This is a genomic window from Halomonas beimenensis, assembly GCF_002549795.1.
In the GTDB taxonomy this organism is placed as follows: Bacteria; Pseudomonadota; Gammaproteobacteria; order Pseudomonadales; family Halomonadaceae; genus Halomonas; species Halomonas beimenensis.
Genome location: NZ_CP021435.1, coordinates 1,433,876 through 1,455,937, shown reverse-complemented (window position 1 = coordinate 1,455,937; position 22,062 = coordinate 1,433,876). Strand labels below are relative to the sequence as shown.

21 protein-coding genes and 1 pseudogene are annotated in these 22,062 nt (G+C 65.4%); 7 read left to right on the top strand and 15 right to left on the bottom strand.

Features of this window, described 5'->3' with window-relative positions:
• Positions 1-144 precede the first annotated feature (144 nt).
• Positions 145-711 carry an outer membrane beta-barrel protein gene (locus BEI_RS06925; protein ID WP_153045768.1) on the top strand — a complete coding sequence of 189 codons (567 nt, stop codon included), beginning with the start codon at positions 145-147 and terminating at the stop codon, positions 709-711.
• A 526-nt stretch (positions 712-1,237) separates the two neighbouring features.
• On the opposite strand, the gene BEI_RS06920 is transcribed toward BEI_RS06925, so the two are convergent.
• The 3 genes from BEI_RS06920 to BEI_RS06910 form a co-directional block, all read right to left on the bottom strand.
• Positions 1,238-1,660 carry a VOC family protein gene (locus tag BEI_RS06920; RefSeq protein WP_227644735.1) on the bottom strand — a complete coding sequence of 141 codons (423 nt, stop codon included), beginning with the start codon at positions 1,658-1,660 and terminating at the stop codon, positions 1,238-1,240.
• A gap of 120 nt (positions 1,661-1,780) precedes the next feature.
• Positions 1,781-2,887, bottom strand: a complete 1,107-nt coding sequence (locus tag BEI_RS06915) for a DUF262 domain-containing protein (protein ID WP_193765171.1) — start codon at positions 2,885-2,887, stop codon at positions 1,781-1,783.
• On the bottom strand, positions 2,880-3,635 hold the full coding sequence (locus BEI_RS06910; protein WP_193765170.1) for an FRG domain-containing protein: 756 nt from the start codon (positions 3,633-3,635) through the stop codon (positions 2,880-2,882). Before BEI_RS06910 ends, BEI_RS06915 begins: the two co-directional genes overlap by 8 nt.
• A 237-nt stretch (positions 3,636-3,872) precedes the next feature.
• On the opposite strand from BEI_RS06910, the pseudogene BEI_RS19495 reads away from it, so the two are divergent.
• Positions 3,873-4,112 (top strand): annotated as a pseudogene (locus BEI_RS19495) (site-specific integrase); the annotation flags it as partial.
• A gap of 256 nt (positions 4,113-4,368) precedes the next feature.
• The gene (locus tag BEI_RS19490; protein ID WP_227644612.1) at positions 4,369-4,587 is read left to right on the top strand and encodes a tyrosine-type recombinase/integrase; all 219 of its coding nucleotides are present in this window, start codon (positions 4,369-4,371) and stop codon (positions 4,585-4,587) included.
• 528 nt (positions 4,588-5,115) lie between these two features.
• Here the strand turns inward: BEI_RS19490 and BEI_RS06900 are convergent.
• The 3 genes from BEI_RS06900 to BEI_RS06890 all read right to left on the bottom strand — a co-directional run bounded on the left by BEI_RS06900 (position 5,116) and on the right by BEI_RS06890 (position 9,460).
• Positions 5,116-5,601 (bottom strand): GNAT family N-acetyltransferase, encoded by a 486-nt coding sequence (locus BEI_RS06900; RefSeq protein WP_097788826.1) that lies wholly within the window; start codon positions 5,599-5,601, stop codon positions 5,116-5,118.
• 97 nt (positions 5,602-5,698) lie between these two features.
• Positions 5,699-8,434, bottom strand: a complete 2,736-nt coding sequence (locus BEI_RS06895) for a cation-transporting P-type ATPase (protein ID WP_097788825.1) — start codon at positions 8,432-8,434, stop codon at positions 5,699-5,701.
• A gap of 102 nt (positions 8,435-8,536) precedes the next feature.
• Positions 8,537-9,460 (bottom strand): DMT family transporter, encoded by a 924-nt coding sequence (locus BEI_RS06890; RefSeq protein WP_097788824.1) that lies wholly within the window; start codon positions 9,458-9,460, stop codon positions 8,537-8,539.
• Between the two features lie 179 nt (positions 9,461-9,639).
• On the opposite strand from BEI_RS06890, the gene ada reads away from it, so the two are divergent.
• Positions 9,640-10,704 (top strand): bifunctional DNA-binding transcriptional regulator/O6-methylguanine-DNA methyltransferase Ada, encoded by a 1,065-nt coding sequence (gene ada / locus BEI_RS06885; protein WP_097788823.1) that lies wholly within the window; start codon positions 9,640-9,642, stop codon positions 10,702-10,704.
• Between the two features lie 45 nt (positions 10,705-10,749).
• Here the strand turns inward: ada and BEI_RS06880 are convergent, their stop codons facing one another.
• Positions 10,750-11,715: a universal stress protein gene (locus BEI_RS06880; protein WP_097788822.1), complete on the bottom strand. Its 966-nt coding sequence runs from the start codon at positions 11,713-11,715 to the stop codon at positions 10,750-10,752.
• A complete protein-coding gene (locus tag BEI_RS06875) occupies positions 11,712-13,376 on the bottom strand; it encodes a cation:proton antiporter (protein ID WP_097788821.1) in 1,665 nt (554 codons plus the stop codon). The genes BEI_RS06880 and BEI_RS06875 overlap by 4 nt, the downstream gene beginning before the upstream one ends.
• 174 nt (positions 13,377-13,550) lie before the next feature.
• Here BEI_RS06875 and BEI_RS06870 point away from each other — a divergent pair, with 174 nt between their 5' ends.
• Together BEI_RS06870 and BEI_RS06865 are read left to right on the top strand one after the other, a co-directional pair.
• Positions 13,551-14,456 (top strand): cation diffusion facilitator family transporter, encoded by a 906-nt coding sequence (locus BEI_RS06870; protein WP_097788820.1) that lies wholly within the window; start codon positions 13,551-13,553, stop codon positions 14,454-14,456.
• A 68-nt stretch (positions 14,457-14,524) separates the two neighbouring features.
• A complete protein-coding gene (locus BEI_RS06865) occupies positions 14,525-15,001 on the top strand; it encodes a RidA family protein (RefSeq protein ID WP_097788819.1) in 477 nt (158 codons plus the stop codon).
• Between the two features lie 32 nt (positions 15,002-15,033).
• Here the strand turns inward: BEI_RS06865 and BEI_RS06860 are convergent, their stop codons facing one another.
• Positions 15,034-16,062 carry a GlxA family transcriptional regulator gene (locus BEI_RS06860; RefSeq protein ID WP_097788818.1) on the bottom strand — a complete coding sequence of 343 codons (1,029 nt, stop codon included), beginning with the start codon at positions 16,060-16,062 and terminating at the stop codon, positions 15,034-15,036.
• Between the two features lie 110 nt (positions 16,063-16,172).
• On the opposite strand from BEI_RS06860, the gene BEI_RS06855 reads away from it, so the two are divergent.
• Complete coding sequence (locus BEI_RS06855) at positions 16,173-17,267, top strand: methyltransferase domain-containing protein (RefSeq protein ID WP_097788817.1); 1,095 nt, start codon at positions 16,173-16,175, stop codon at positions 17,265-17,267.
• Between the two features lie 70 nt (positions 17,268-17,337).
• Here the strand turns inward: BEI_RS06855 and BEI_RS06850 are convergent, their stop codons facing one another.
• The 6 genes from BEI_RS06850 to BEI_RS06825 form a co-directional block, all read right to left on the bottom strand.
• Complete coding sequence (locus BEI_RS06850; protein WP_097788816.1) at positions 17,338-17,691, bottom strand: DUF1428 domain-containing protein; 354 nt, start codon at positions 17,689-17,691, stop codon at positions 17,338-17,340.
• A complete protein-coding gene (locus tag BEI_RS06845; RefSeq protein WP_097788815.1) occupies positions 17,688-18,065 on the bottom strand; it encodes a YciI family protein in 378 nt (125 codons plus the stop codon). Before BEI_RS06845 ends, BEI_RS06850 begins: the two co-directional genes overlap by 4 nt.
• A gap of 20 nt (positions 18,066-18,085) precedes the next feature.
• Positions 18,086-18,907, bottom strand: coding sequence for a YciI family protein (locus BEI_RS06840; protein WP_097788814.1), 822 nt, complete (start codon positions 18,905-18,907; stop codon positions 18,086-18,088).
• A 78-nt stretch (positions 18,908-18,985) separates the two neighbouring features.
• On the bottom strand, positions 18,986-20,209 hold the full coding sequence (locus tag BEI_RS06835; protein ID WP_097788813.1) for an RNA polymerase sigma factor: 1,224 nt from the start codon (positions 20,207-20,209) through the stop codon (positions 18,986-18,988).
• A 72-nt stretch (positions 20,210-20,281) separates the two neighbouring features.
• The gene (locus tag BEI_RS06830; RefSeq protein WP_097788812.1) at positions 20,282-21,127 is read right to left on the bottom strand and encodes a PhzF family phenazine biosynthesis protein; all 846 of its coding nucleotides are present in this window, start codon (positions 21,125-21,127) and stop codon (positions 20,282-20,284) included.
• 312 nt (positions 21,128-21,439) lie between these two features.
• Positions 21,440-22,039 carry a LysE family translocator gene (locus BEI_RS06825; protein ID WP_097788811.1) on the bottom strand — a complete coding sequence of 200 codons (600 nt, stop codon included), beginning with the start codon at positions 22,037-22,039 and terminating at the stop codon, positions 21,440-21,442.
• Positions 22,040-22,062: the final 23 nt, after the last annotated feature.

Below are 22,062 nucleotides of genomic sequence, written 5' to 3'. Positions count from 1 at the left end.
CCGGCTATCAGGCAAGGATTGACAGCAAACCCACCAGTGACCGTTTTCGACAGAATGGTCCGAAAGACCAGGGCGTGAAGTGCCCGGGTCTGCCATAACACGCCATGGCGTGATGAAACGGTGACGTTGATTCGAGGTGTTGTCATGAAAAGGTTAACAAAGGCTTCGCTGGTCGCGCTGGTAAGCGTTTCGCTTCTGCCCGCCTCCTATGCCATGGCGCAATCTTCCATGGGAGGACACGGCACGATGGGCCCGCAAGCAGGGGACAATGAGTTTACGCTCTCCGGTACGGGCAGCAGCGACAAGGACTTCGATAACAGCAGCTTTGGGGCTTCCGTCGACTACGGCTGGTACCTGTCCCGCAGCACCCTGGTAGGCGTTCGTCAGAGCGTCAACTTCGCCGACGTGGAGGGTGAGGGAATCTCTGACGACTTCTGGAACGGCAGCACGCGTGGTTTTGCCGATTATCACTTCGGCCTGGGTGCGGCTCGGCCCTTCGTGGGCGCTTCGCTCGGCGCGATCTATGGTGACGGTGTCAAGGACACCGGCGTCGCCGGCCTGGAAACCGGCCTCAAGTACTATGTGTTGCCCACTACCTTCATTCAGGCAAGGGCCGAGTACCAGTTCCTGTTCGAGGACAGTGACACTGCCGAAGACAACTTCGATGATGGCGTCTGGGCCTATACCTTCGGCATGGGCGTCAACTTCTGAGAGGCAAGGCTGACGCCGTGAAGAACAAGCAGCCCCGTCGTCGGGGCTGCTTGTTGTTTATGTGCTGTAAAAAGCCATTGCCTCGCCCGCCCGAGCTTCTCAGCTCACCGATGAATAATCGGGGACAGGCAACGGAAATAGGGGTACGTCCCCGATTACCCCCTGTCAGATCACCCACTACCTGAACATGGTGCGCGAGGCGGTGGCCTACAACGCGCTCCTAAATCCGATAGCGAAAGCTCTGAGCACGCTGGAACGACATGCCGAGCAGGTGGTGAGACGCCGGCACTCCGGCCTGACCAACGTGCGCGCCTGGAAGGCATGAACGGCCTGTTCCAGGCAGCCAGGTCACGCGCAAGCGGCTATCGGAACGAGGCCAACTTCATCGCCATGATCTACTTGATCGGTAGCCCGTGGGGCACATGCTGGATCACACCAAATCCACATGGAGTGACGAAGCCCCCTTTTTGGTCCCCCTGCAACACATGGTCAGCAATAGGCTACCATAGTACCAAATTTCCTGCGGTTACAAGGAATAGTCATTCCTCTCTTCATATTTTTCCGAATAATATTGCATAAATTCATACTGTATATTATTACTGTCGAAAATATATACGTTGCGTCGATACGGGTGATCAGCGCCTGCGTGGTCTACCGGATAGCCCGCTTCAGATAGACGACTTACTAGTGAATCAAGGTCTGGTACCACTATTCCAATATGCTTGACCCCAGTCCACCTCTCCTTCCAATTTTGAACCTGACCAAAGCCCCCTTCTTGTACAGCAATATAAGACTGGTTATCACCCACGTGAAACCATCGTATCTGTTCTCCAAACCAATTCATTTCCCCCTGCCCTCGTACTGACCATGACGGGATTGCAGTAGTTAAAAAGTTGATGGTTTCTTCAACATTCAAAACTGAGATGTTGGCATGTTCCACGTAAGCCATAATTATTTCCTTAAAATCCACGAATACTACGGTTGCTAACGCTTTGAATAAGCCGCCGTTTGGAGCGCGAGCTCAAAACGGTCGGCTTGATTCACTGGTTAAACAACACTGCACTAAAGATCAAAGATCCCCGGCCTCCATATGTTGCAGCACTTCTTTTTGAACTTCACTGTGCAAAATACGTTTTGCAAGAACCTCAATACGGAATCTAATCGCGTAAGCATCGTTGGGAGTTTGATTTAGCCGATCAAACTCTAAGTAATGATATTGAACTTTCTCATCTGCCTCATCATCCTGCGCCAGCTCTCGATTCCTCTTTCTTTCGTCTTCAAATTTTAATAGTTCAGTGCGATCAATCACCTGATCATAGCCCGCTTTCATTGAAGCAGACTGAACCCAGAAGTAGACGGGCACTATGCCCATTGATTTAAGCAGAGGATCAGAATCAATAAATACCTTACACAGCTCATTTAGAACCCTTAAAACCTGCTCCTGAAGCCCCTTCGCCATGCCCTCATCAGCATCTTTAAAAGACTTCACAAATCGATCGAGATGAATTTTCTTTGTATCAGTCACTGTCTCTTTGTGACACAGCAACAAAAGTTTTGCGATGAGGTCGTAATGCCGAAATCGCTTGTTATCAAACTTTACTTTCCTCTCAAAAAAATCATGCCCGGATAGCTCTCTTATAATCTTTGGCAACGGCCCTCCAAATGCATTCCTCTTTTCGGCTGCATTTAGAGGAGCCGCTTCGTTTAATCGAGAAAACATATCTTCAATCAAATCTAAATCGTCAGCTCGAATTCCATACACTGGCAGAGTATAAGCATCTAGAAGCATCTTTATTTTAGGTTGCTTCTTCGCTAGCTCGGAATAGGTGAGCCCTTCAATTCTTATTTCGGGGTCCCTCATGTAGGTGAAATCGTCAGCTAACGGAAAACCATTGTCTATAAACTGAAATATTGCATTTAATCTTTGCTTCCCGTCGACGACAGCATATCGGTACGTAGACCCATCTTTTTCTATTGGCTTGCTAAACTCATGAAAATATATCTTTGGAAGATCATAGCCGTTCAAGATAGAATCGATGAGAAGCTGCCTTTTAGATACCGGCCAAACATCACCCATTCTCTGGTAACTAGGACTCATGTCGATTTCATCTCTAATCGAATAGAGATAAAGGATGCCGGCTTGTTGGATAGGGGCAACTTGGATGATATCAGCCATTAATTCTCTCCTTCGCCAACTGAGCGGCATTAGCTAACTCTGGAAATAAACTGAATTTATTAATTTGTAAAACCTCTAAATCCTTTCTTATTCGCGGCTTAGAAGCTGCTGGTATGATGTATTTCCAGACATGCTGTCTTTCGCAAAGATTTTCCAGTGGTTCAAAATCTGCATGAAAAACCGTAAACACCCCCAACTGGGCGGCGATTCGAGCTGACGAACGAGGGGCCATCGCAGCAATCGGGTTTTGCGGGGATTGGACACTCGCCATTACGTTTCGAGTTAAATACCCCTCCATCAGGTTATCAACGCCACAAAAGGGAAAGTCGCCGGGTATACTCCCTCCGCAATTGTTGGAATGATTGAAGTGCAAAGGATCAAGAACCCATAATGCCGCGTCTGTGTCATCTCTCTCATCGTTGTAAACAGAGAAATAAAGAGCTAAAAGCGGGCTCTCTGTCCAATCCAGTAATCGTGTTTCCACGCCATAGTGTTGCATCAAGAAAAGCCATTCCCATTCTGTTGTAACGGCTTCACTTAGTAAACGGGGCGCATTCTGCCTGAATCTCTTCAGAAGGGCCCACTCAGTTTCAACAGGTGCATCAGGATAGGCACGAACTATCGAAGGAACTAAGGGCCAGGACTTATCACCTTGGCCGCGATACCAAAGGGTTTGACCTTCAGAATGGGCCCGCAGTGTAGCGATAAGATCGCTAACAGTGGCAACTTCTATAGCGTCATGTTTCATAGACATTCATTCACATTTGTTCCAAAGAAACTCAGAGGTTTTCTTTTTGTTTAACAGTGATTAGACGGAACGCTCTGATATGGGATGAACGCGCCGGCGCGTTCAACAATGTTATCTAGCGTCCCATTCCTTACGTAACCCATTGATATATAAAGACCCTAAGAATAGATCGGCTATCTATGCAGGATTCGCGCGCTTGCGCGTTTTGCCGACACCAATAATACTGTATGCATATCCATGCCTCGAGAGACGCACCATATGGATACGCACAGCAGACCACCGAAGCTGATGGATCGAGTGAAGGCCACCATGCGGGTGAAGCGCTACAGCCCCAGAACCGAGAAGACCTACTGCTACTGGATACGCTTCTTCATCCGATTCCACGGCGTGCGGCATCCCGCCAGCATGGGAGCCCCCGAGATAAAGGCCTTCCTGGAATACCTTGCGGTGGAACGCCATGTGGCGGCGGCCACACAGAACCAGGCCCTGAACGCCCTCGTCTTCCTGTATCGCCACATCCTTGAGCAGCCTCTGGGCGATATCGGTGAATTCTCGCGCGCCAGGCGCCCTCGCCGGCTGCCGGTGGTGCTGTCCCATGAGGAAGCGACGCGCGTGCTGAGCCATCTATCGGGCCCCATGTGTTTGATGGGCATGCTAATGTACGGCTCGGGGCTGCGGCTCCTTGAAACATGCCGATTGCGTGTACGGGATATCGAGGTAGAGGGGCAGAGCGGTGCAAAAAGCCGTCAAACACGCCATGCGAGCCGCCTCTCTGCCAAGCCCCGGTTCTTGTCACACCCTGCGACACAGCTTCGCCACTCAGTTGCTGAACCAGGGCACGGATATCCGCACGGTTCAGGAATTACTCGGGCACAAGAGCGTGGAAACCACCCAGATCTACACGCATGTGCTGGGCAAGGGCTTTGCCGGCGTGCGCAGCCCCTTAGGATAAAGGGCCAGCAGGGACACCGTGCACGCTACCGCCAGACCCACCTGCATGATGCGACGGCGCTCCTGCCATCTCCTGCGGTAGTCCCTGCGAGTCCCTTGGTGGCCATCTTCCGCAGCCTTATCAGGCCAGACTAATCAAGGAGCGTCGCCAGCGCAAAAGTCGCCTGCAAAATGTGCCAAAACAGGCGTGAGGGGCAAGGAATCGTGGCATTCCTCTGCGACTTTCGGAGAGTTCTCGCTGGCTCGGGCAGGCGCGTGGGGATCGGGAATCCGGTATCCATTGGCCCCCGGGCTGGCGGAAGGCCATTCGCGCAACAAGTTGCGCTCCCACGAAAACCCATTCGGTGGCATCGTCACTCGAATCGAAGCCAATCGCGCAACGAGTTGCGCTCCTACGAAACCCCATTCGGTGGCTGCGCTTCTCGACTCGCAAGCTTTCGCGCAACGAGTTGCGCTCCCACGAAAACCTAAGTCGGTGGCATCGTCTCTCGGGTCGAAGCCGTTCGGTGGCCGCGTCCCTCGCTCGAGGTCAGGGCGTGGACGCGAGGTCGCGGTGCATGATGGTCACCGCCTCGCCGCGGTAGCGGCGATCCTCCAGGTCCTTCCAGCCCAGGCGCCGGTAGAGGGCCTGCTGATCCGGGGTGTAGAGGTAGAAGCGGCGGTGGCCGTGGACATGGGCCTCTTCCTCCACCCGGCGCACCAGCCGCGAGGCGATGCCCCTCCCCCGCCACTCGGGGCGCACGTAGACGGAGGCCAGCCAGGGCGTCAGGTCCTGGCGGTCGCTCATGTCGTCGGCCACCAGGCTGGCCATGCCCACCGGACGCGCCTCGTGCATGACGGCGAACACCGAGGGCACCCCGGCCGGTCCGCAGTCGGCGCGGAACGACTCGACGGCGGCCTCCAGGCCGCGGCCGGGATGCAGGTGCCCCCACTCGCCGTGCGCCCAGCCGGCCAGGGTGTCGACATGGGGCGAGGCGTCGTCGATGCGGATGAGGCGGAAACAGCCAGAGTTCATGAGGCGGGGTCCCGTGTCGGAGGTGGCAGGTCGATTCTGCACATCCTGACCCAATCTCGGGGCCGGCGCATCCCGGCCAGCGACCCCTCGCCCGACTTCAACCGTCATCGGCACGGCGGCGGCCGGCGGTGCGGCGCAACCAGAGCTTCTCCCCTTCCAGCACGGCGAACAGGCTGACCCCGATCAGCACGATCTCGACGCCGTGGACGAAGTCCACCGGCCGGGTGTCGAAGAAAAGGTTCATGAAGGGCGCGTAGGTGAAGGTCAGCTGCAGCACGGCCACCACGCCGACGGCGACGATGGCGGCGCGGGAGTTGAACATGCGCTCCCAGGTCAACGAGGGCGGGCGCAGGAAGCGCACGCTGAACAGGTAGAAGATCTCCATCAGCACCAGGGTGTTGACGGCATAGGTGCGCGCCTCCTCCAGGCTGGCCCCCTCGGCCAGCGCCAGGCGGAAGATCCCGAACACCCCCGCCGCCATCAGCGACGCCACCAGGGCGATGCGCCACAGCAGGAACCCCGAGATCATGGCCTCGTCGGCGGGCCGGGGTGGGCGGCGCATGGCATCCGGCTCGGTGGCCTCGAAGGCCAGGGCCATGGCCAGCGCCACGGAGCTGACCATGTTGACCCAGAGGATCTGCACCGGAGTGATCGGCAGGGTGAGACCGAACAGCACGGCGATCAGGATACTGATGGCCTCCCCGCCGTTGATGGGAAGCAGGAAGACGATCGCCTTCTTCAGGTTGTCGTAGACGGTGCGGCCCTGCTCGACGGCGCGGACGATGGAGGCGAAGTTGTCGTCCGCGATGACCATCTCCGAGGCCTCCTTGGCCGCCTCGGTCCCCTTGCGGCCCATGGCGATGCCGACGTCGGCCCGCTTGAGGGCCGGGGCATCGTTCACGCCGTCGCCGGTCATGGCGACGATCGCGCCCTGTGCCTGCAGCAGGGTGACCAGGCGCAGCTTGTGCTCGGGGCTGACCCGGGCGTAGACGTCCACCTCCCCGACGCGCCGGGCCAGGGCGTCGTCGTCCATGCGCTCAAGCTGCTGCCCGGTGATCACCTCGTCGGCGTTGGCGAGCTCGAGCTGGGCGGCGATGGCCCGGGCGGTACCGGCGTGGTCGCCGGTGATCATCTTGACGCGGATTCCCGCCGCCCGGCAGTCGGCGACGGCGCGGATGGCCTCTTCCCGGGGCGGGTCGATCAGGCCCAGCAGGCCGAGCAACACCAGGTCGGATTCCACGTCGGCGAAGTCCACCTCCTGGGCATGGGACGGCATGGCCTTGCAGGCCACCGCCAGCACGCGCTGGCCGTCCGCCGCCAGGGCCTCGATCCGGCCTTCCCAGGCCTCGGGGTCCAGCGCCTCCTCGCCCTGCTCGCCCCACACGGCCCGGCAGGCGCCCAGCACCGCCTCCGGCGCGCCCTTGACGTAGACGAAGGCCTCCCCCCGGTGGTCGTGGTGCAGGGTGGCCATGAACCTGTGCTCGGCATCGAAGGGGATGAGGTCGGTGCGCGGGTTCGCGGCGCGCTCGTCGTCAGCCTCCAGGCCGCCCTTCAGGGCGGCGGCGATTAGTGCCCCCTCCATGGGGTCGCCGTGCACCTGCCAGTCGCCGTCCGAGCCTTCCAGGGTGGCGTCGTTGCAGAGCAGGCCCGCCCGCAGCAGCCGCGTCAGCCCCGGGTGCCGTGCCGGGTCCAGGGGCTCATCGCCGCGCCGGAAGCCGCCGCGCGGGCGATAGCCCTCGCCCTCCACCGTGCAGTGGCCCGCGGCCGTGACCAGGCTGCGAACCATCATCTCGTTGCGGGTCAGGGTGCCGGTCTTGTCGGAGCAGATCACGCCGAGCGAGCCGAGCGTCTCCACCACCGGCAGGCGGCGGATGATCGCCTGGCGGCCGGCCAGTCGCTGGACGCCGATGGCCAAAGTCACGGTGAGGATGGCCGGCAGGCCCTCGGGGATGGCCGCGACGGCCAGGCCCACCACCGTCATGAAGGTCTCGCCGGGGGCCATGCCGCGCCACAGGGTGCCGAACAGGAAGATCAGGGCGGCGAGCCCCAGGACGGCGCCGGTCAGCCAGCGGGAGAAGGTCGCCATCTGGCGCAGCAGGGGCGTGGTCAGGGTCTCGACCTGGGACACCAGGCGGCTGATGCGGCCGATCTCGGTGTCCGCCCCCGTCCCCACCACGATGCCGGTGCCCTGGCCGTGAGTCACCAGGGTGCCGGAGTAGGCCATGCCCAGGCGATCGCCGAGCACCGACTCGCCCGGCACCGGCTCGGTGGCCTTCTGCTGGGCCACCGACTCGCCGGTCAGCGCCGCCTCCTCGATCTGCAGGCCCCGGGCACGCCACAGCCGCATGTCGGCCGGCACCCGGTCACCGGCCTGTAGCAGCACGATGTCGCCGGGCACCAGTTCCTCCGCCGGCAGGGTGAACTGGCGGCCGTCTCGGAGCACCATGGCCCGGGCGGAGAGCATGTCGCGGATGGCGCGCAGGGCGTCCTCGGCCTTGCCCTCCTGGACGAAGCCGATGACCGCGTTCACCAGCACCACCCCCAGGATGACCGCCGTGTCCACCCAGTGGCCGAGCAGGGCCGTGATCAGGGCCGCGCCGAGCAGCACGTAGATGAGCAGGTTGCGGAACTGGGCCAGGAAGCGGCTCAGCGCACTGCGGGGCTGGGCCTCGGGCAGGCGGTTGGGGCCATGGCGCTCGCGGCGGCGGGCCACCTCCGGCTCGTCCAGCCCCCGCTCCGGCGCGACGGTCCAGTGCTCCGCCACGGCCTCGGCCGGCCGAGCATGCCAGTCCGGCGTGGCCGCCCCTCCTTGCTCCCGCCATGCCTCGTTCATCGCCTCCCCTCCCGCCGGCTCGTAGGAGATCGACGCCGACCGACGAGCGGCGCCCTCTTCGCCAATCTACCTCAGGCGTTGCAGGAGGGCTTGCGACCTGGATCAAGGTTCGGGGTGTCCCCCGGGCCGCCAGAGTCGCCCGTCGATGGCGGACAAGCCCAGCGCGATCAGCGCCATGCCCATGAAGTGGGCCGCCTCCAGGGTCTCGTCGAGGAAGACCGAGCCGAGCAGTATCGCCGAGACGGGAACCAGCAAGGTGACCAGCAGCAAGTTCGTTGCGCCTGACGATTCCAGTATCTTGAAATAGAGCACATAGGCGATGGCCGTCGAAAGGACCGCCAACCCAAGGATGGCGCCCCATGTCCCGAGGCTGGGCCCTGAAACATCGAGCGGGCCGTCTACGGCCAGGGTGATCGGTGCCAGCACCAGGGCGGAAGCCGTGACCTGGCCAGCCGCCGTCATCATGGGGTTGATCGCCATCGCCTTGAATCTGCGGCCATAGACCCCCGCACAGGCATAGGACAGGGTCGCGGCAATGACAGCCGCTTGAGCGATCAAGCGGCTGTCACCCTCGATAGCGGGTAGCCCGATCATCACGACGACCCCGATGAAGCCCACCATCACACCGATAAGCTTCAAGGGTGTGGCGCGCTCGTCAGGCAACAGCAGGCCCGCGACCACGACGGTGAAGATGGGCGTCGCCGCGTTCAGGATCGACGCCAGCCCGGAGGCGATCTGCGTTTGCCCCCAGACGATGAGGACGAAGGGAATGACATTGTTCAACAACCCCATTCCCAGGAATGCCGCCCAGACCCCCAGGCGCTTGGGCGGGCGATGCCCCAATGCCAGAGCGATGCCCCATAACGCGATCGCCGCCAGCCCGACCCTGAGCGTGACGATCGTCAATGGCGGCAGGTCCGCCACGGCCACACCGATGAAGAAGAACGATCCTCCCCACAGCACCGACAAGGTGATCAGCATCGCCCATCCACGAGCATCCATGGAGGCGTTTATCGTCGGTTTCATGATGCTCACCGCTCCCGCGTCGATACGTGTGGAGAACACGCTAGCGGGCGATCCCGACTCGCAACATCCGATTCTTGCCGAGACATTGCCGTCACCAGTGTCTCGGCAAGAATCGGATGGAAGCGTCGAGCGAAACCCGCTGTTATCACGGGTGTCACGGTCGAACGATAGGTCATGCCATGTCGATGCCATCCGAACGGGAAATGCGGGAAGCGGTAGCGGCAAGGGACGAGTCCCGTGACGGCCAGTTCTTCTATGGTGTCATCACGACAGGGGTATTCTGCCAGCCGTCCTGCTCCGCACGCCCCGCCAGGCCCGAGAACCTGCGATTCTTCCCTACGGTGGAAAGCGCCATGTCGTCAGGCTTCAGGCCTTGCAAGCGCTGCCAGCCCACCGAAGGCCTACCACGGGTGGCTCGACTGGTGGAGATCGCGCGTCATATCGAGGCGCATGCCGATGAACGGCTGACACTGGCTGACCTGGCCGAGATAGCCGGGCTTTCTCCTTCAAGGCTGCAAAGAGCCTTCAAGGCGGCGTTTGGCATTTCGCCGAAAGCCTATCAGGACGCGGTTCGCATGCGTCACTTCAAGCGGTCCCTGAAGGAAAGCGACAGCGTGACCGAGGCGATCTTCTCCGCTGGATTCGGCTCCATGAGCCGTGTCTACGGCGAAGCATCCCGCAATATCGGCATGACGCCCAAGGCCTACCGAGCGGGTGGCGCCGGCGAAGTGATCGCCTACGCCTGCCGAACCACTGCGCTTGGCCTGATGGCCATGGCGGCGACCGGCAAGGGCGTCTGTTTCGTCCAGTTCGGTGATGATGAAGCGTCACTGCTCGACGCCCTGAAGGCCGAGTTTCCCCATGCCGAGCTGCGCGTTTCCCCGGCTCAGGATGCCCCTGAACTCGATGCCTGGATGGACGCCCTGGATCGGCATATCAGCCAAGGCGCTCCCAGGCCCGAGTTGCCCCTGGATATGCGAGGCACGGCGTTTCAGATGAAGGTATGGCAGTTCCTGTTGAGCATCCAGGAAGGCGACGTACTCAGCTATGCTGAGGTGGCCGCGAAAATCGACCGGCCCGACGCCGTGCGGGCCGTCGCCTCCGCCTGTGCGAGAAACCGTATCGGCGTGCTGATCCCCTGCCATCGCGTCTTGAGAGGGGACGGCAGCCTCGGCGGATACCGCTGGGGACTGGAGCGCAAGCGAGCCTTACTGGACGCCGAGAGAGAACATCCTGTCGAGTAGTCACGGCTCGCCGGTTCGATGGGGATCGACGCCGCCCGGGCCGGGTCACGCCAGGGTGACCGGGGAGACGAACCCCGGCGGCTTCAGCGCCAGCACCGAACACTGCAGCTGGTGGAGCACCGCCTCGGCGGTGTTGCCGATGATGAAGCCGGGGATCCCGGTCCTCGCCACCGTCCCCATCACCAGCAGGTCCGCCTGCAGCTTGCCGACCAGCTCGGGAATCTTCTTCTTCGCCGAGCCCATGGGCAGGTGGACCCGGGGCGAGAGGTAGTCGTAGGCTTCCTCGCCGATCCGTTCGCGGAGCCGATGGGTCAGCCGGTCCATGCCGACCTTGTGACGGGAATGCTCGCCGTCGACGATGTGCCGCTCCATGCGGTCGGGATCATTCGCCCAGAGCCCCACGAAACCGGCCTCCGGCGCATCCCAGGCATGCACCAGGTGAAGCTCGGCGAAGTCGGACAGGGCCAGGGCGCTGGCGACGTCCAGGATGCGGTCGTTGAGCGCCTGCTCGCCGGGCACGTTGCGGTGGACGTCGACATCCACGGCCGCGACGATGCGCCGGTAGTCGGCCTTCTCCTCCGGCTTCATCAGCCAGACCGGACAGGGGCACTTGCGCATCAGGTGCATGTCGTCGCTGCCGAACAGCAACCGGCTCCACTCCGGGTTCTCCGCCGCCTTGATCACCAGATCGTAGTCGGCCCTCAGCACGGCCCGGATGACCTCGATGAAGCGGATGCCGGTCAGCACCTCGACATGGCAGGCGAGCCGGTCGGCATGGGGGACGATCAGCGATTCGATCCAGGCGCGGCGCTCGGCGATCACCCGCCCCCTGAGCTCGGCGGTTGAGGGCCCCCGGGGGGCGAGCGAGAGGTCCAGCATCTCCTCGGGGATGACATCGATGAGGGTCAGCGTGGCCTGGTTGTTCTCGGCCAGGGAGACCGCCCGGGCGAGCCCCGCCTGCTGGGGGACCGAGGGCTCGACGACATAGAGGATGTTCCGGAAACGTTTCATGCGCTCTTCCCTTCCCGAGATTCGACCGATGAGGGGGAGGCCATCACCCGGATGGCCGCTTCCCGTGCCGCGTCCGCATAGGGCACCAGCACCAGGTCCACGCCGTCCTGCTCGAAGCGCCGCGCCTCCCGGCGATGGGAGACGGCGACCGCGACCTTGCCGGTGAACCCCTGCTGGCGCAGGCCATGCAGCAGCATGCGGTTGACGGCGGGGTCCCGGAGGGTGCTGACGACCCAGCGCGCCTGGTTCAGCGGCAGGGTCGCCAGGAACTCCGGATCCTCGGCATCCCCGTAGCAGACCCGATAGCGGTCGCGCACGTGCTGCTGGACGGTGGTGGGATCGAAATCCACCGCCAGCAGGCGACAGCCCCGCGCCCGGAGGTCCGCCGCGAGTGCCGCCCCGTAGCGGCCCAGCCCGATCAGCAGGACGTCCACCTCATTGTTGGCCTCGTCCAGGCTGTCGAGTTCCCGGTGCGGCACCTCGCGCTCGAAGAACGACAGCCGCGGCGCCAGGCGCTCGTAGAGAGCATGGGAGTAGAGGATCATGTAGGTGGACACGCTGATGGTGATCATGCCGACCAGTGTGATCAGCCCCACCGTCTCCTGTTGCAGGTGCCCCAGGGTCAGGCCCATGGCCGCGAGGATCAGCGAGAACTCGCTGATCTGGGCGACCGTGAGGCCGGCGAGGAAGCCGGTCCGCTTGCGATAGCCCATGTAGCCCATGATCGCCATGACGATCAGCGGGTTGCCGATCAGCACGAACAGCGACAGGACCGCCGAGGCGCCGAGCTGGGCCCCCAGGGTGCCGAGGTTCAGGGTCGCCCCCAGCTCGATGAAGAAGAACAGCAGCAGGAAGTCGCGCAAGCTCACCAGGCGCGAGGCCACCTGCTCGCGGTAGGGGGTGGAGGCGATGGACACCCCGGCCAGGAAGGCCCCCACCTCCTTGCTGAAGCCGAGCAGCTCGCCGGCCACGGCGCCGATCACGGCCCAGGCGATGGCGAAGAGCATCAGCAGCTCCGACGAATGGGCCAGCCGATGCAGCAGCCCCGGCAGGACATAGCGCATCAGCAGGGCCAGCCCCGCCAGCATGGCCGCGCCCGTCAGCAGGACCTTCAGGGCCTCCCAGCCCATGTTGGCGTCGCCGCCGGCCTGGCCGTAGGCGGTCAGGCCGATCATCACCAGCACCACCACGATGTCCTGCACGATCAAGAAGCCCACCGCGATGCGGCCGTGCAGGGCATCCACCTCGCGCTTGTCGGAGAGCAGCTTGACGATGATGATGGTGCTGGAGAAGGTCAGGGCCACGGCCACGTAGAGGGCGGTCACCGGCGACATCCCCAGCCCCAGCGCGATGACGTAGCCCATCGCCGAGGTGAAGACCACCTGGCCCAGGCCCGAGGCCAACGCCACCGGCCCCACGGTGCGGATGATGTGCAGGTCGAGCTTCAGCCCCACCACGAACAGCAGCAGGGCGATGCCGAGCCGGGCGAACAGCTCGATCTCGGTGCGCTGCTCCACCAGCCCCAGGCCCGAGGGCCCGAGCAGGATGCCCACGCCGATGAAGGCGACGATCAGCGGCTGACGCAGCCACTGGGCGAGTATCCCGCCCAGCACGGCGAGGCCGAGGACCATCCCGATCTGGGCAAACACGCTCTCGAGCATCGCGACCGCCTTCGTAGCGAACAAAGCAACCCACTGATCATGCAGGCACTTCAGGTAACGCTGTCACCTGCACTCGAGAGTACACTCTAGCTCCTCGTGCGGGATTCGGCCCGCCTCGTCCGGACCCTTCGCCTGGGATAGACTCGAGGCCTTGCTCATCAGGGAAGATCGCCGATGTCCGCCGCCCTCGAACAACGTGCCTTGAAAGTCTCCATCGCCATGACGCTGTTCGTGGCGGGCCTCGGCGTGACCTTCGGCCTGCTCGCCGGGTCGCGCTCGATCCTCTTCGACGGGGTCTTCTCCAGCATCGATGCGGCGATGGCGGGCCTCGCCCTGGTGGTGTCGCGGCTGGTGGTGCGCGAGGCCAGCCGGCGCTTCCAGCATGGCTACTGGCACCTGGAGCCGCTGGTGGCGGCGCTCAACGGCGCCATCCTGCTGCTGCTGTGCTTCTATGCCTTCCTGAACGCCGTCCAGGGCCTGATCGACGGCGGCCATGACTTCGCCTTCGACCTGGCCCTGGTCTACGCCCTGGCGGTCACCCTGGTCTGCACCGGCATGACCCTCCATCAGCGCCGGCTCAACCGCCGGGTGGACTCGGAACTGGTGCGCATCGACATGCACGGCTGGCTGATGGCCGCCCTGATCACCGGCGCCCTGCTGGTCGCCTTCGCCATCGCCCTGTGGCTCCAGCAGACGGCCTATGCCCATCTCACGCCCTACGTGGATTCGCTGCTGCTGGCGGTGCTGACGCTGGCTTTCCTGCCCGTGCCCCTCGGCATCGTGCGCCGGGCCATGAAGGAAGTCTTCCTGATCGCGCCGAGCGACGTCGACCGGGAGGTCCAGGCCGCCATGGCGCCGGTGATGCGCCGCGATGGCCTGCTCGACTACAACAGCCACGTGGCCAAGGCCGGGCGCGGCCACTTCATCGAGATCCACATCCTCACCCGGGCGGACTTCGCCGCCGAACGGGGCATGGTCGAGCTCGACGAGATCCGCGAGCAGATCGCCGCGGGGCTGAGCATCCCCCCGGAGCGACGCTGGTTCACCGTGTCGTTCACCGCCGAGCCGCGCTGGACCTGAGCGCAGGAACCTCAGGGCGGCGGTCCCTGTCGCACCCCATGAATGCCCGCGACATGCAAGGAGGCCGAATGCCCGAGTTCCACAACTCCGCGACCCTGCCCCATCCCCAGTTCCCCGGCAGCCATATCGTAATGGACGAGGACTATATCCATCTCTCCGGCCTGACCGCGGCGGACATCCAGGGCAGCGAGGCCGTGCTCGGCGACATCGGCGAGGAGACCCGCTGGATCATGCGCCGCCTGGCTCACCTGCTGGAGTCCGCGGGCTGCGGGCTCGAGGATGTGGTCCGCGTGATGGTGCACATGACCGATCTCGACGAGGCGGAGGCGATGGACGCCGCCTACGTGGAGTTCTTCACTCCGCCGAACTTCCCGGCCCGCACCTGCACCGAGTCGCCGCGGCTGCTCGGCGGCGCCCACGTGGAAATCACCCTGACCGCCCGGCGCCCCACCAAGGACAAGGCCCCCCGGGAGCCGGACGCCGAGGAGGACGAAAACATGGACGGGGACGCGGCCGATCGCGGCCGGGACCCGGCCGACGACTGACCCTCGCGCCGCGGCGCTCGGGCCTCGGCCGGTCACTGCAGGCGCAGCCGCATGCTGCGGAAGCGACGACGATACTGGCTGGGCGTCAGCCCCACCCGGCGGCCGAACAGCCGACGGAAGAAACTGGGATCGGCGTAGCCCACCTCCTCGGCCACCTCGTCGATGGGCGCGTCACTGCTCTCCAGCACCTGCTTGGCCTCCTCGAGGCGCAGGGTGTGCACATAGTCCATCGGCGTCATCCCCGTGGCCGCCTTGAAGCGCCGCTTGAAGGACCGCTCGGTCAGGCCGCTGACCGCCACCATGCCGGCCACCGGCGAGTGGGTGTCGTAGTGCTCGGCCACCCACAGCTGGCAGCGGGCGATGCAGGCGTCCTCTATCTGGCGGGAACTGGACAGGGTGGCATAGGGCTGCTGGCCCTCGCGGTGCCAGTCGATGAGGTTGAGCCGCGCCAGGTGCATGGCCTCGTCCACGCCCACCAGCCGCGCCACCAGGAACAGCGCCAGGTCTTGCCAGGTGGTGCCGCCGCCGGCCATGACCAGCCGCTGCCCCTCGCCGCTGACCACCAGGCTGCGGTGGGCGTGCACCCGCACCCGGGGAAAGCGTTGCGCCAGGGCGTCGCAGTAGGCCCAGTGGGTGGTGGCGTCCTGGTCGTCGAGCAGCCCCGCCTCCGCGAACAGCAGCGCGCCGGTGCAGGCCGCCGCCATCAGGGCCCCGGCCGCCTGGCAATCCCGTAGCCAGGCCATCTCGGCGGCATAGCTCGCCAGGCTGGCGCCGGGGGCGATCATCAGGTCCGGCACGCATGCCGCCAACGGCGCGGGGCACTCGGCCAGGGCCATGTCAGGAGCGATCCAGGCGCCGTTGGCGGTGCGAAAGCCCCGGCCGTCCCGGGAGACGATCACCGGCTCGAGCAGCGACTCGCCCGGGCGGCCGTGCATCAGCAGCTCCCAGTCCCGGCCCGCCGAGCCGAAGATGTCGTACATGCCGAAGAGGGTCGAGGCGGTCACGTCGGGACCGGCCAGCAGCGCGATGGTCGCCTTGTCTCGTGTCTCGGGCTCACCCATGGCAGAAACCCCTCGTTTGCGGCGCGATGCGCCTGAGTGTCGGCGACTTCCCGGTCGTATCGTGAACCTGGCCCCAAGGCCAACACGACAACGACCCGAGGAGCCCACTCATGTGCGATATCGACATCCCGACACGCCCGACGCCCCAGACGACTCACGCCGACGACTTCGAGTCACGGCTGGTCAAGGCGCTCAACCACGGCGGCCTGCTGCTGCTGACCTCGATCGGCTACCGCACCGGGCTGCTGGAGGCGCTGGCCGGCCAGCCGCCCCTCACCAGCCAGGCCCTGGCCGAGCGCAGCGGCCTCCAGGAGCGCTACGTGCGCGAGTGGCTCGGCGGCATGGTGGCGGCCGAGGTGGTCGAGACCGACCCGGCCGACGCCACCTATTGGCTGCCGGATGAACGCGCCGCACTGCTCACCGATCGGGGCGAGGCGAACCTGGCCGTCTACGCCCAGTTTATTCCCTTGCTGGGGAGCGTGGAGGACGACGTGGTGCGCTGCTTCCGCGAGGGCGGCGGCGTGCCCTACTCCCGCTACCCGCGCTTCCAGGAGGTGATGGCCAGCGACAGCGGCCAGACGGTGCTGCCGGCGCTGTTCGACGCCATCCTGCCGCTTGCCCCGGGGCTCACCGAGCGCCTGGAGGCCGGCATCCGGGTGCTGGACTGCGCCTGCGGACGGGGCCGGGCCCTGCTGGCCCTGGCCGAGCGCTTCCCGGCCAGCCGCTTCGTCGGCTACGACCTCTCCGAGGAGGCCATCGCCTGGGCCCGCGACCAGGCCGAACGGGCCGGGCTGACCAACCTGGCCTTCGAGGTCCGGGACCTCGGCGACTTCGACGCCACCGCCGAGCCAGGGGCCTTCGAGCTGGTCACGACCTTCGACGGCATCCACGACCAGGCCCAGCCGCGCCGGCTGCTGGCGGGGATTCATCGCAGCCTGACCGCGGACGGCGTCTACCTGGTGCAGGACATCCACGCCTCGAGCCACCATCACCTGGACCGCGAGCACCCGCTGGGCGCGATACTCTATGCCGTGTCGCTCAGCCACTGCATGACGGTCTCGCTGGCCCAGGGCGGCGAGGGCCTGGGCACCATGTGGGGCCGCGAGCGGGCCCTGGCCTACCTGAAGGACGCCGGGTTCCGCGACATCCAGGTTCACCAGCTCGAGCACGACATCCAGAACGACTACTTCGTCTGCCGGCCCTGACCGGGGCGAACGCCGTCTCCACCGGCCCGGAGGTCTCCATTACCCCTCCGGGCCGGCACGGCGTGACGCGCTATGCCTCCTCCACCATCTCGAAGCCGCCGTAGATCAGTCGCTTGCCGTCGAAGGGCATGGGATTGACCTCCGGCGACAGGCGCGGGTCCTCCATGATCCGCGGCATGGCCCGGTCGCGCACCTCGCGGGAGGGCCAGACCAGCCAGGAGAAGATCACGGTCTCGTCGGGCTTGCACTGCACCGCCAGGGGGAAGGAGGTCAGCTCCCCGTCCGGGACGTCGTCGCCCCAGCACTCGATCACCTTCAGGGCGCCGTGCTCCTTGAAGACCGCTGCCGCCTGGCGGGCGTGTTCGATGAAGGCCTGCCGATTGGCGGTGGGCACGGCGGCCACGAAGCCATCCACGTAGCTCATGACGTCTCTCCTCTGTCGTCTCCGGGGGGCAGTTCCCGCACGGGGCGCACCTCGATGGTGCCGAAACGCGCGGGGGGAATGCGGCTGGCCAGCCGCAGGGCCTCGTTCAGGTCGCGGGCGTCGAGCAGGTAGAAGCCGGCCAGTTGCTCCTTGGTCTCGGCGAAGGGGCCATCGGACAGCAGCACCTCGCCGTCCCGCACCTGGATGCAGGTGGCGCTCTCCACCGGCTGCAGGGCCTGGCCGGCCAGGAAGTGGCCCTGCTCGGTCAGGCGCTCCACCCCCGCCACGCATTCCCGGTTGAGGGCCTGCCAGTCCCGCTCGGTCATGGCGTCGATCAACCGCTCCTGGTAGTACACCAAGGCCACGTACTTCATCGGTTCCTCCTCCTTGTGGTTCACGGGCACTCATCGCTCGGGCAGGCGACCATCCACTGCACGCCGAAGCGGTCGGTGGCCATGCCGAAGCCCTTGGCCCAGAAGGTGGACGCGAAGGGCATGATCACCCGGCCGCCCTCGGCCAGGCGCCGGAAGACCTCCGCCGCCTGCTCGGCGTCCGTGTAGTCCAGGAACACCTGGGCGCCCCGGGGCGCCTGGTAGCCGTCGCCCATCATGTCGGCGCCCATCACCCGGTGCCCGCGGATGTTGAGCGAGGCGTGGATGATGCGGTCGTGCCACTCGGGCGGTACCTCCTCGGCGGCGGGGGTCTCGCCGTAGGTCAGCACGGCCTCCAGGTGGCCGCCGGTGACCTCGGCGTAGAAGCCCATCGCCTCGCGGCAGGTCCCCGGGAAGGCCAGGTGCACCTGCACCGCCCGGGGCATCCGGGTCTGGGCGATGTGCTTGTCCAGCCCGGCGCCGGGCGCGAAGTCCTCCATGGCGAAGTAGCGGCGCAGCTCCAGGGTGACGTTGCCCCCGGCGTCCTCCCGGGGCCACTGCCTGGCCCACTCGATGGCCTCCTCCAGGGACTCCACCTCGAGCACGGTATAGCCCGCCAGCAGCTCCTCGGTCGCGGGGAAGGGCCCCTCGATCACCCGGGGCTCGCCGTTGCGGAAGTCGATCCGGCAGCCCTCCCGGCTGGGCCGCAGGCCGTCGCCGGTGGCGAAGACCCCGGCCCGGATCAGGCGCTCGTTGTAGTCGGCCATGGCCTGCAGCACCGTTTCGGTAGGCAGCACGCCCGCCTCGGTCTCGGCATCGGCCTTGCGCATCAGCATGTATCGCATGACGTCGTCCTCCTTGGTGGGTGGGTACCCGGGAGTCGCGCGACGACGCCGGGAATCGACAGGGCGAGACGAGTCTGTTCAGTCGGCGACTTCCAGCGCCGCCAGGCGGCGGGCCAGAAAGCGTCGCTCCGGCCCCTGGGCGGTCAGCCCCAGGGCCCGCTCGTAGGCCTGCCGGGCCGCCTCGCGATGGCCGGCACGCCGGTGCAGGTCGGCCCGGGCGGCATGGTAGAGGCGGTAGTGGACGATCTGCCGGTGCCCGGCGAGCCCCTCGAGCAGCGCCAGGCCCGCCTCGGGCGAGTCGCGCATGGCCACGGCGACCGCCCGGTTGAGGGCGATCACCGGCGAGGGCTGGCGACGATACAGCGCCTCGTAGAGGCGCACGATGCGCTGCCAGTCCGTGGCCTCGGCGCGTTCCGCCTGGGCATGCACGGCGGCGATGGAGGCCTGCAGGGTGTAGGGCCCCGTGGGGGTCCGCGCCAGGGCGCGCTCGAGCCAGGCGAGGCCGGCCTCGACCTGCGCCCGGTCCCAGAGGCGGCGATCCTGCTCCTCCAGGGGAATCAGCTCGCCCGCCGCGTCCTGGCGCGCCGCGCGGCGGGCGTCGTGGAGCAGCATCAGCGCCAGCAGGCCGAACGCCTCGCCCCGGGGCAGCAGGCGAGCCAGGGCCTGGGCCAGGCGGATGGCCTCGTCGGCCAGGCGAACGTCCACCACGGCCTCGCCGTCGCTGCGGGAGTACCCCTCGTTGAAGATCAGGTAGATCACCGCCAGCACCCCCGGGAGCCGTGCCGGCAGCTCGGCGTCGTCGGGCACCTCGTAGGGGATGCCGGCGTCACGGATGCGGCGCTTGGCGCGGACGATGCGCTGGGCCAGCGACGCCGGCTTCTGCAGCAGGGCGCTGGCCACCTGCTCGGTGGTCAGCCCGGCCATCTCGCGCAGGGTCAGGGCGAGCCGGTCGGGCATGGCCAGGTCGGGATGGCAACAGGTGAACAGCAGCCGCAGGAGATCGTCCTCGATGCCCCGGCCCTCCGCGGCCTCGCCTTCCTCGGGAACGAGCAGGTGCGCCTGCTGGCGAGCGGTCTGCCGGCGCCGGATCTGGTCGATGCCGCGCCGGTGGCCGACCCGGATCAGCCAGGCCACGGGGTCATCCGGGATGCCCTCCTCGGGCCAGCGGGCCACCGCCGCGGCAAAGGCCTCGTGCAGGGCGTCCTCGGCCGGATCGAAGTCGCCGAGTCGGCGGATCAGGGTCGCCCGCACGCGGGGCGCGTGGCGGCGATAGAGCGAATCGATATCGGCCAGGATCGGCATGGCGAAGACACTCCCGGAAACCTTCCTTGGCGTGCTGCGCCTTCCAGCATAGTCGTTGCGACGGCCTGCCGATCACGCGACGAAGGCGAGATCGGCCACCTTGACGACATCGCCCCTGACCCGCACGTCCACCAGCTCCGCGGCTTCGATGACCAGGTCCACCTCGATGCGGCTCGGCCTGCCCACGAAACGCCCCTGGGAGATCGAGATGGTCCTGTCGAGCGTCAGCCCGTGCTTGTGGAGATAGGCCGCCGCGGGGCCCGCGGCACTGCCCGTGGCCACGTCCTCGACCCGCCCGGCGTTGTCCCAGGTCCGCCCCTCGAAGCCTTCCACGTCGAGGACGTAGACGAAGCGGGCGCCGTGGGCGGCCAGCAGGCCCGACAGGTCCGGGACCCGGAACGCGACCTTCTCCAGGCCCCCCGGCACGGGCAGGATGAGGTAGGGCAAGCCGGTCGTCACCACCTCGGCCGGGTAGTTGCGATGCCCGCCCTCGTCCAGCCCCAGGGCGGCGTAGACGCCCGCGGCCTCGTCGCGGGTCAGGGTCTTGAGGAAGGCGGGACGCCCCTGCGCCATGGTCGCCGTGAAACGGCCGTCCCGCCGGTGGCTGGTCAGCCCGATGGTGCGCCGATTCAGCCGCACCCGCCACTCGTGCCGCTCCCCCTCCCCGAAGACCTCGTGGAGGTGGTAGGCCAGCCCCAGCAGCGGATGGCCGGCGAAGTCCAGCTCCTCGTCCAGGGTGAAGATCCTCGCCGCGAAGTCCTCCCCCTCCCGGGACACGAAGATGGACTCGAACTGACGCATCTCCCGCGTCAGCGCCTGCATCTCCCCGGCCGACAGGCCGTCGGCCTCGGGGAAGATCGTAAGACCATTGCCGCCGAACCGCTCGGCGCTGAACACATCCACCAGCTTGGCTTTCATATCCCCCTCCTCATTCCAGGCCTCTCGGGCCGTCTCGTTCGGGGCGGTGGTGTCACCCCAGGATGAAGAGCACGCAGGCCGCGGTCGGCGCGCCCATGATGCCGTTGAACAGCCGCCAGGAACGCGGCCCCGTTCGGCCGCTAACGAATGCGGCCCTTGGTCGCCACCTGGCATCGACGGTCGCCCGCTTGGTGGACGTTCACCTCGGACGGCGCCGATGCTCGAAGCATCGCCCCGTGGCGAGTAAGCGGGCGTGGAAGTCAGCGTGGTATTTTGCAGGCCTCACGGGCCCTCTCGTTCGGGGCGATGGTGTCACCCCAAGATGAAGAGCACGCAGGCCGCGGTCAGCGCGCCCATGGTGCCGTTGAACACCCGCCAGGAGCGCGGGCCCTTGAGCCAGCGGCCGATGGCCATGCCGAAGCCCGCCCAGAGCGCGATGCAGGGCAGCGCCACCAGCTCGGCGAAGGCGGCCAGCAGCAGGGCGTTGACGACGGTGTTGCCGTCCTCCGGCAGGAAACTGGCCATCAGCGTCAGCCCCATCACCCAGGCCTTGGGGTTGGCGAACTGGAAGGCGGCGGCCTGCCAGTAGCTCAGCGGCCGCCCCTCGACCGCGCCGAACCGAGGCGGCGGGGCCGTGGCGATGCCCCAGGCCAGGTACAGCAGGTAGGCGCTGCCGACCAGGCGCAGCAGGGTCTGCACGATCGGGAAACGCTCGAAGACGATCCCCAGGCCCAGGGCGATGGCCGCGAAGAGCACGAAGCAGCCGCCCAGGATGCCCAGCAGGTGCGGCAGGGTGCGCCGGAAGCCGTAGTTGGCCCCGGAGGCGGTGAGCATCACGTTGTTGGGGCCGGGGGTGAGGGTCATCGAGATCATGAACAGGGACGCGGGGCCCAGAGTCGCCAAGGTTTCCATGCAATTGTACCCCTACAATTTTG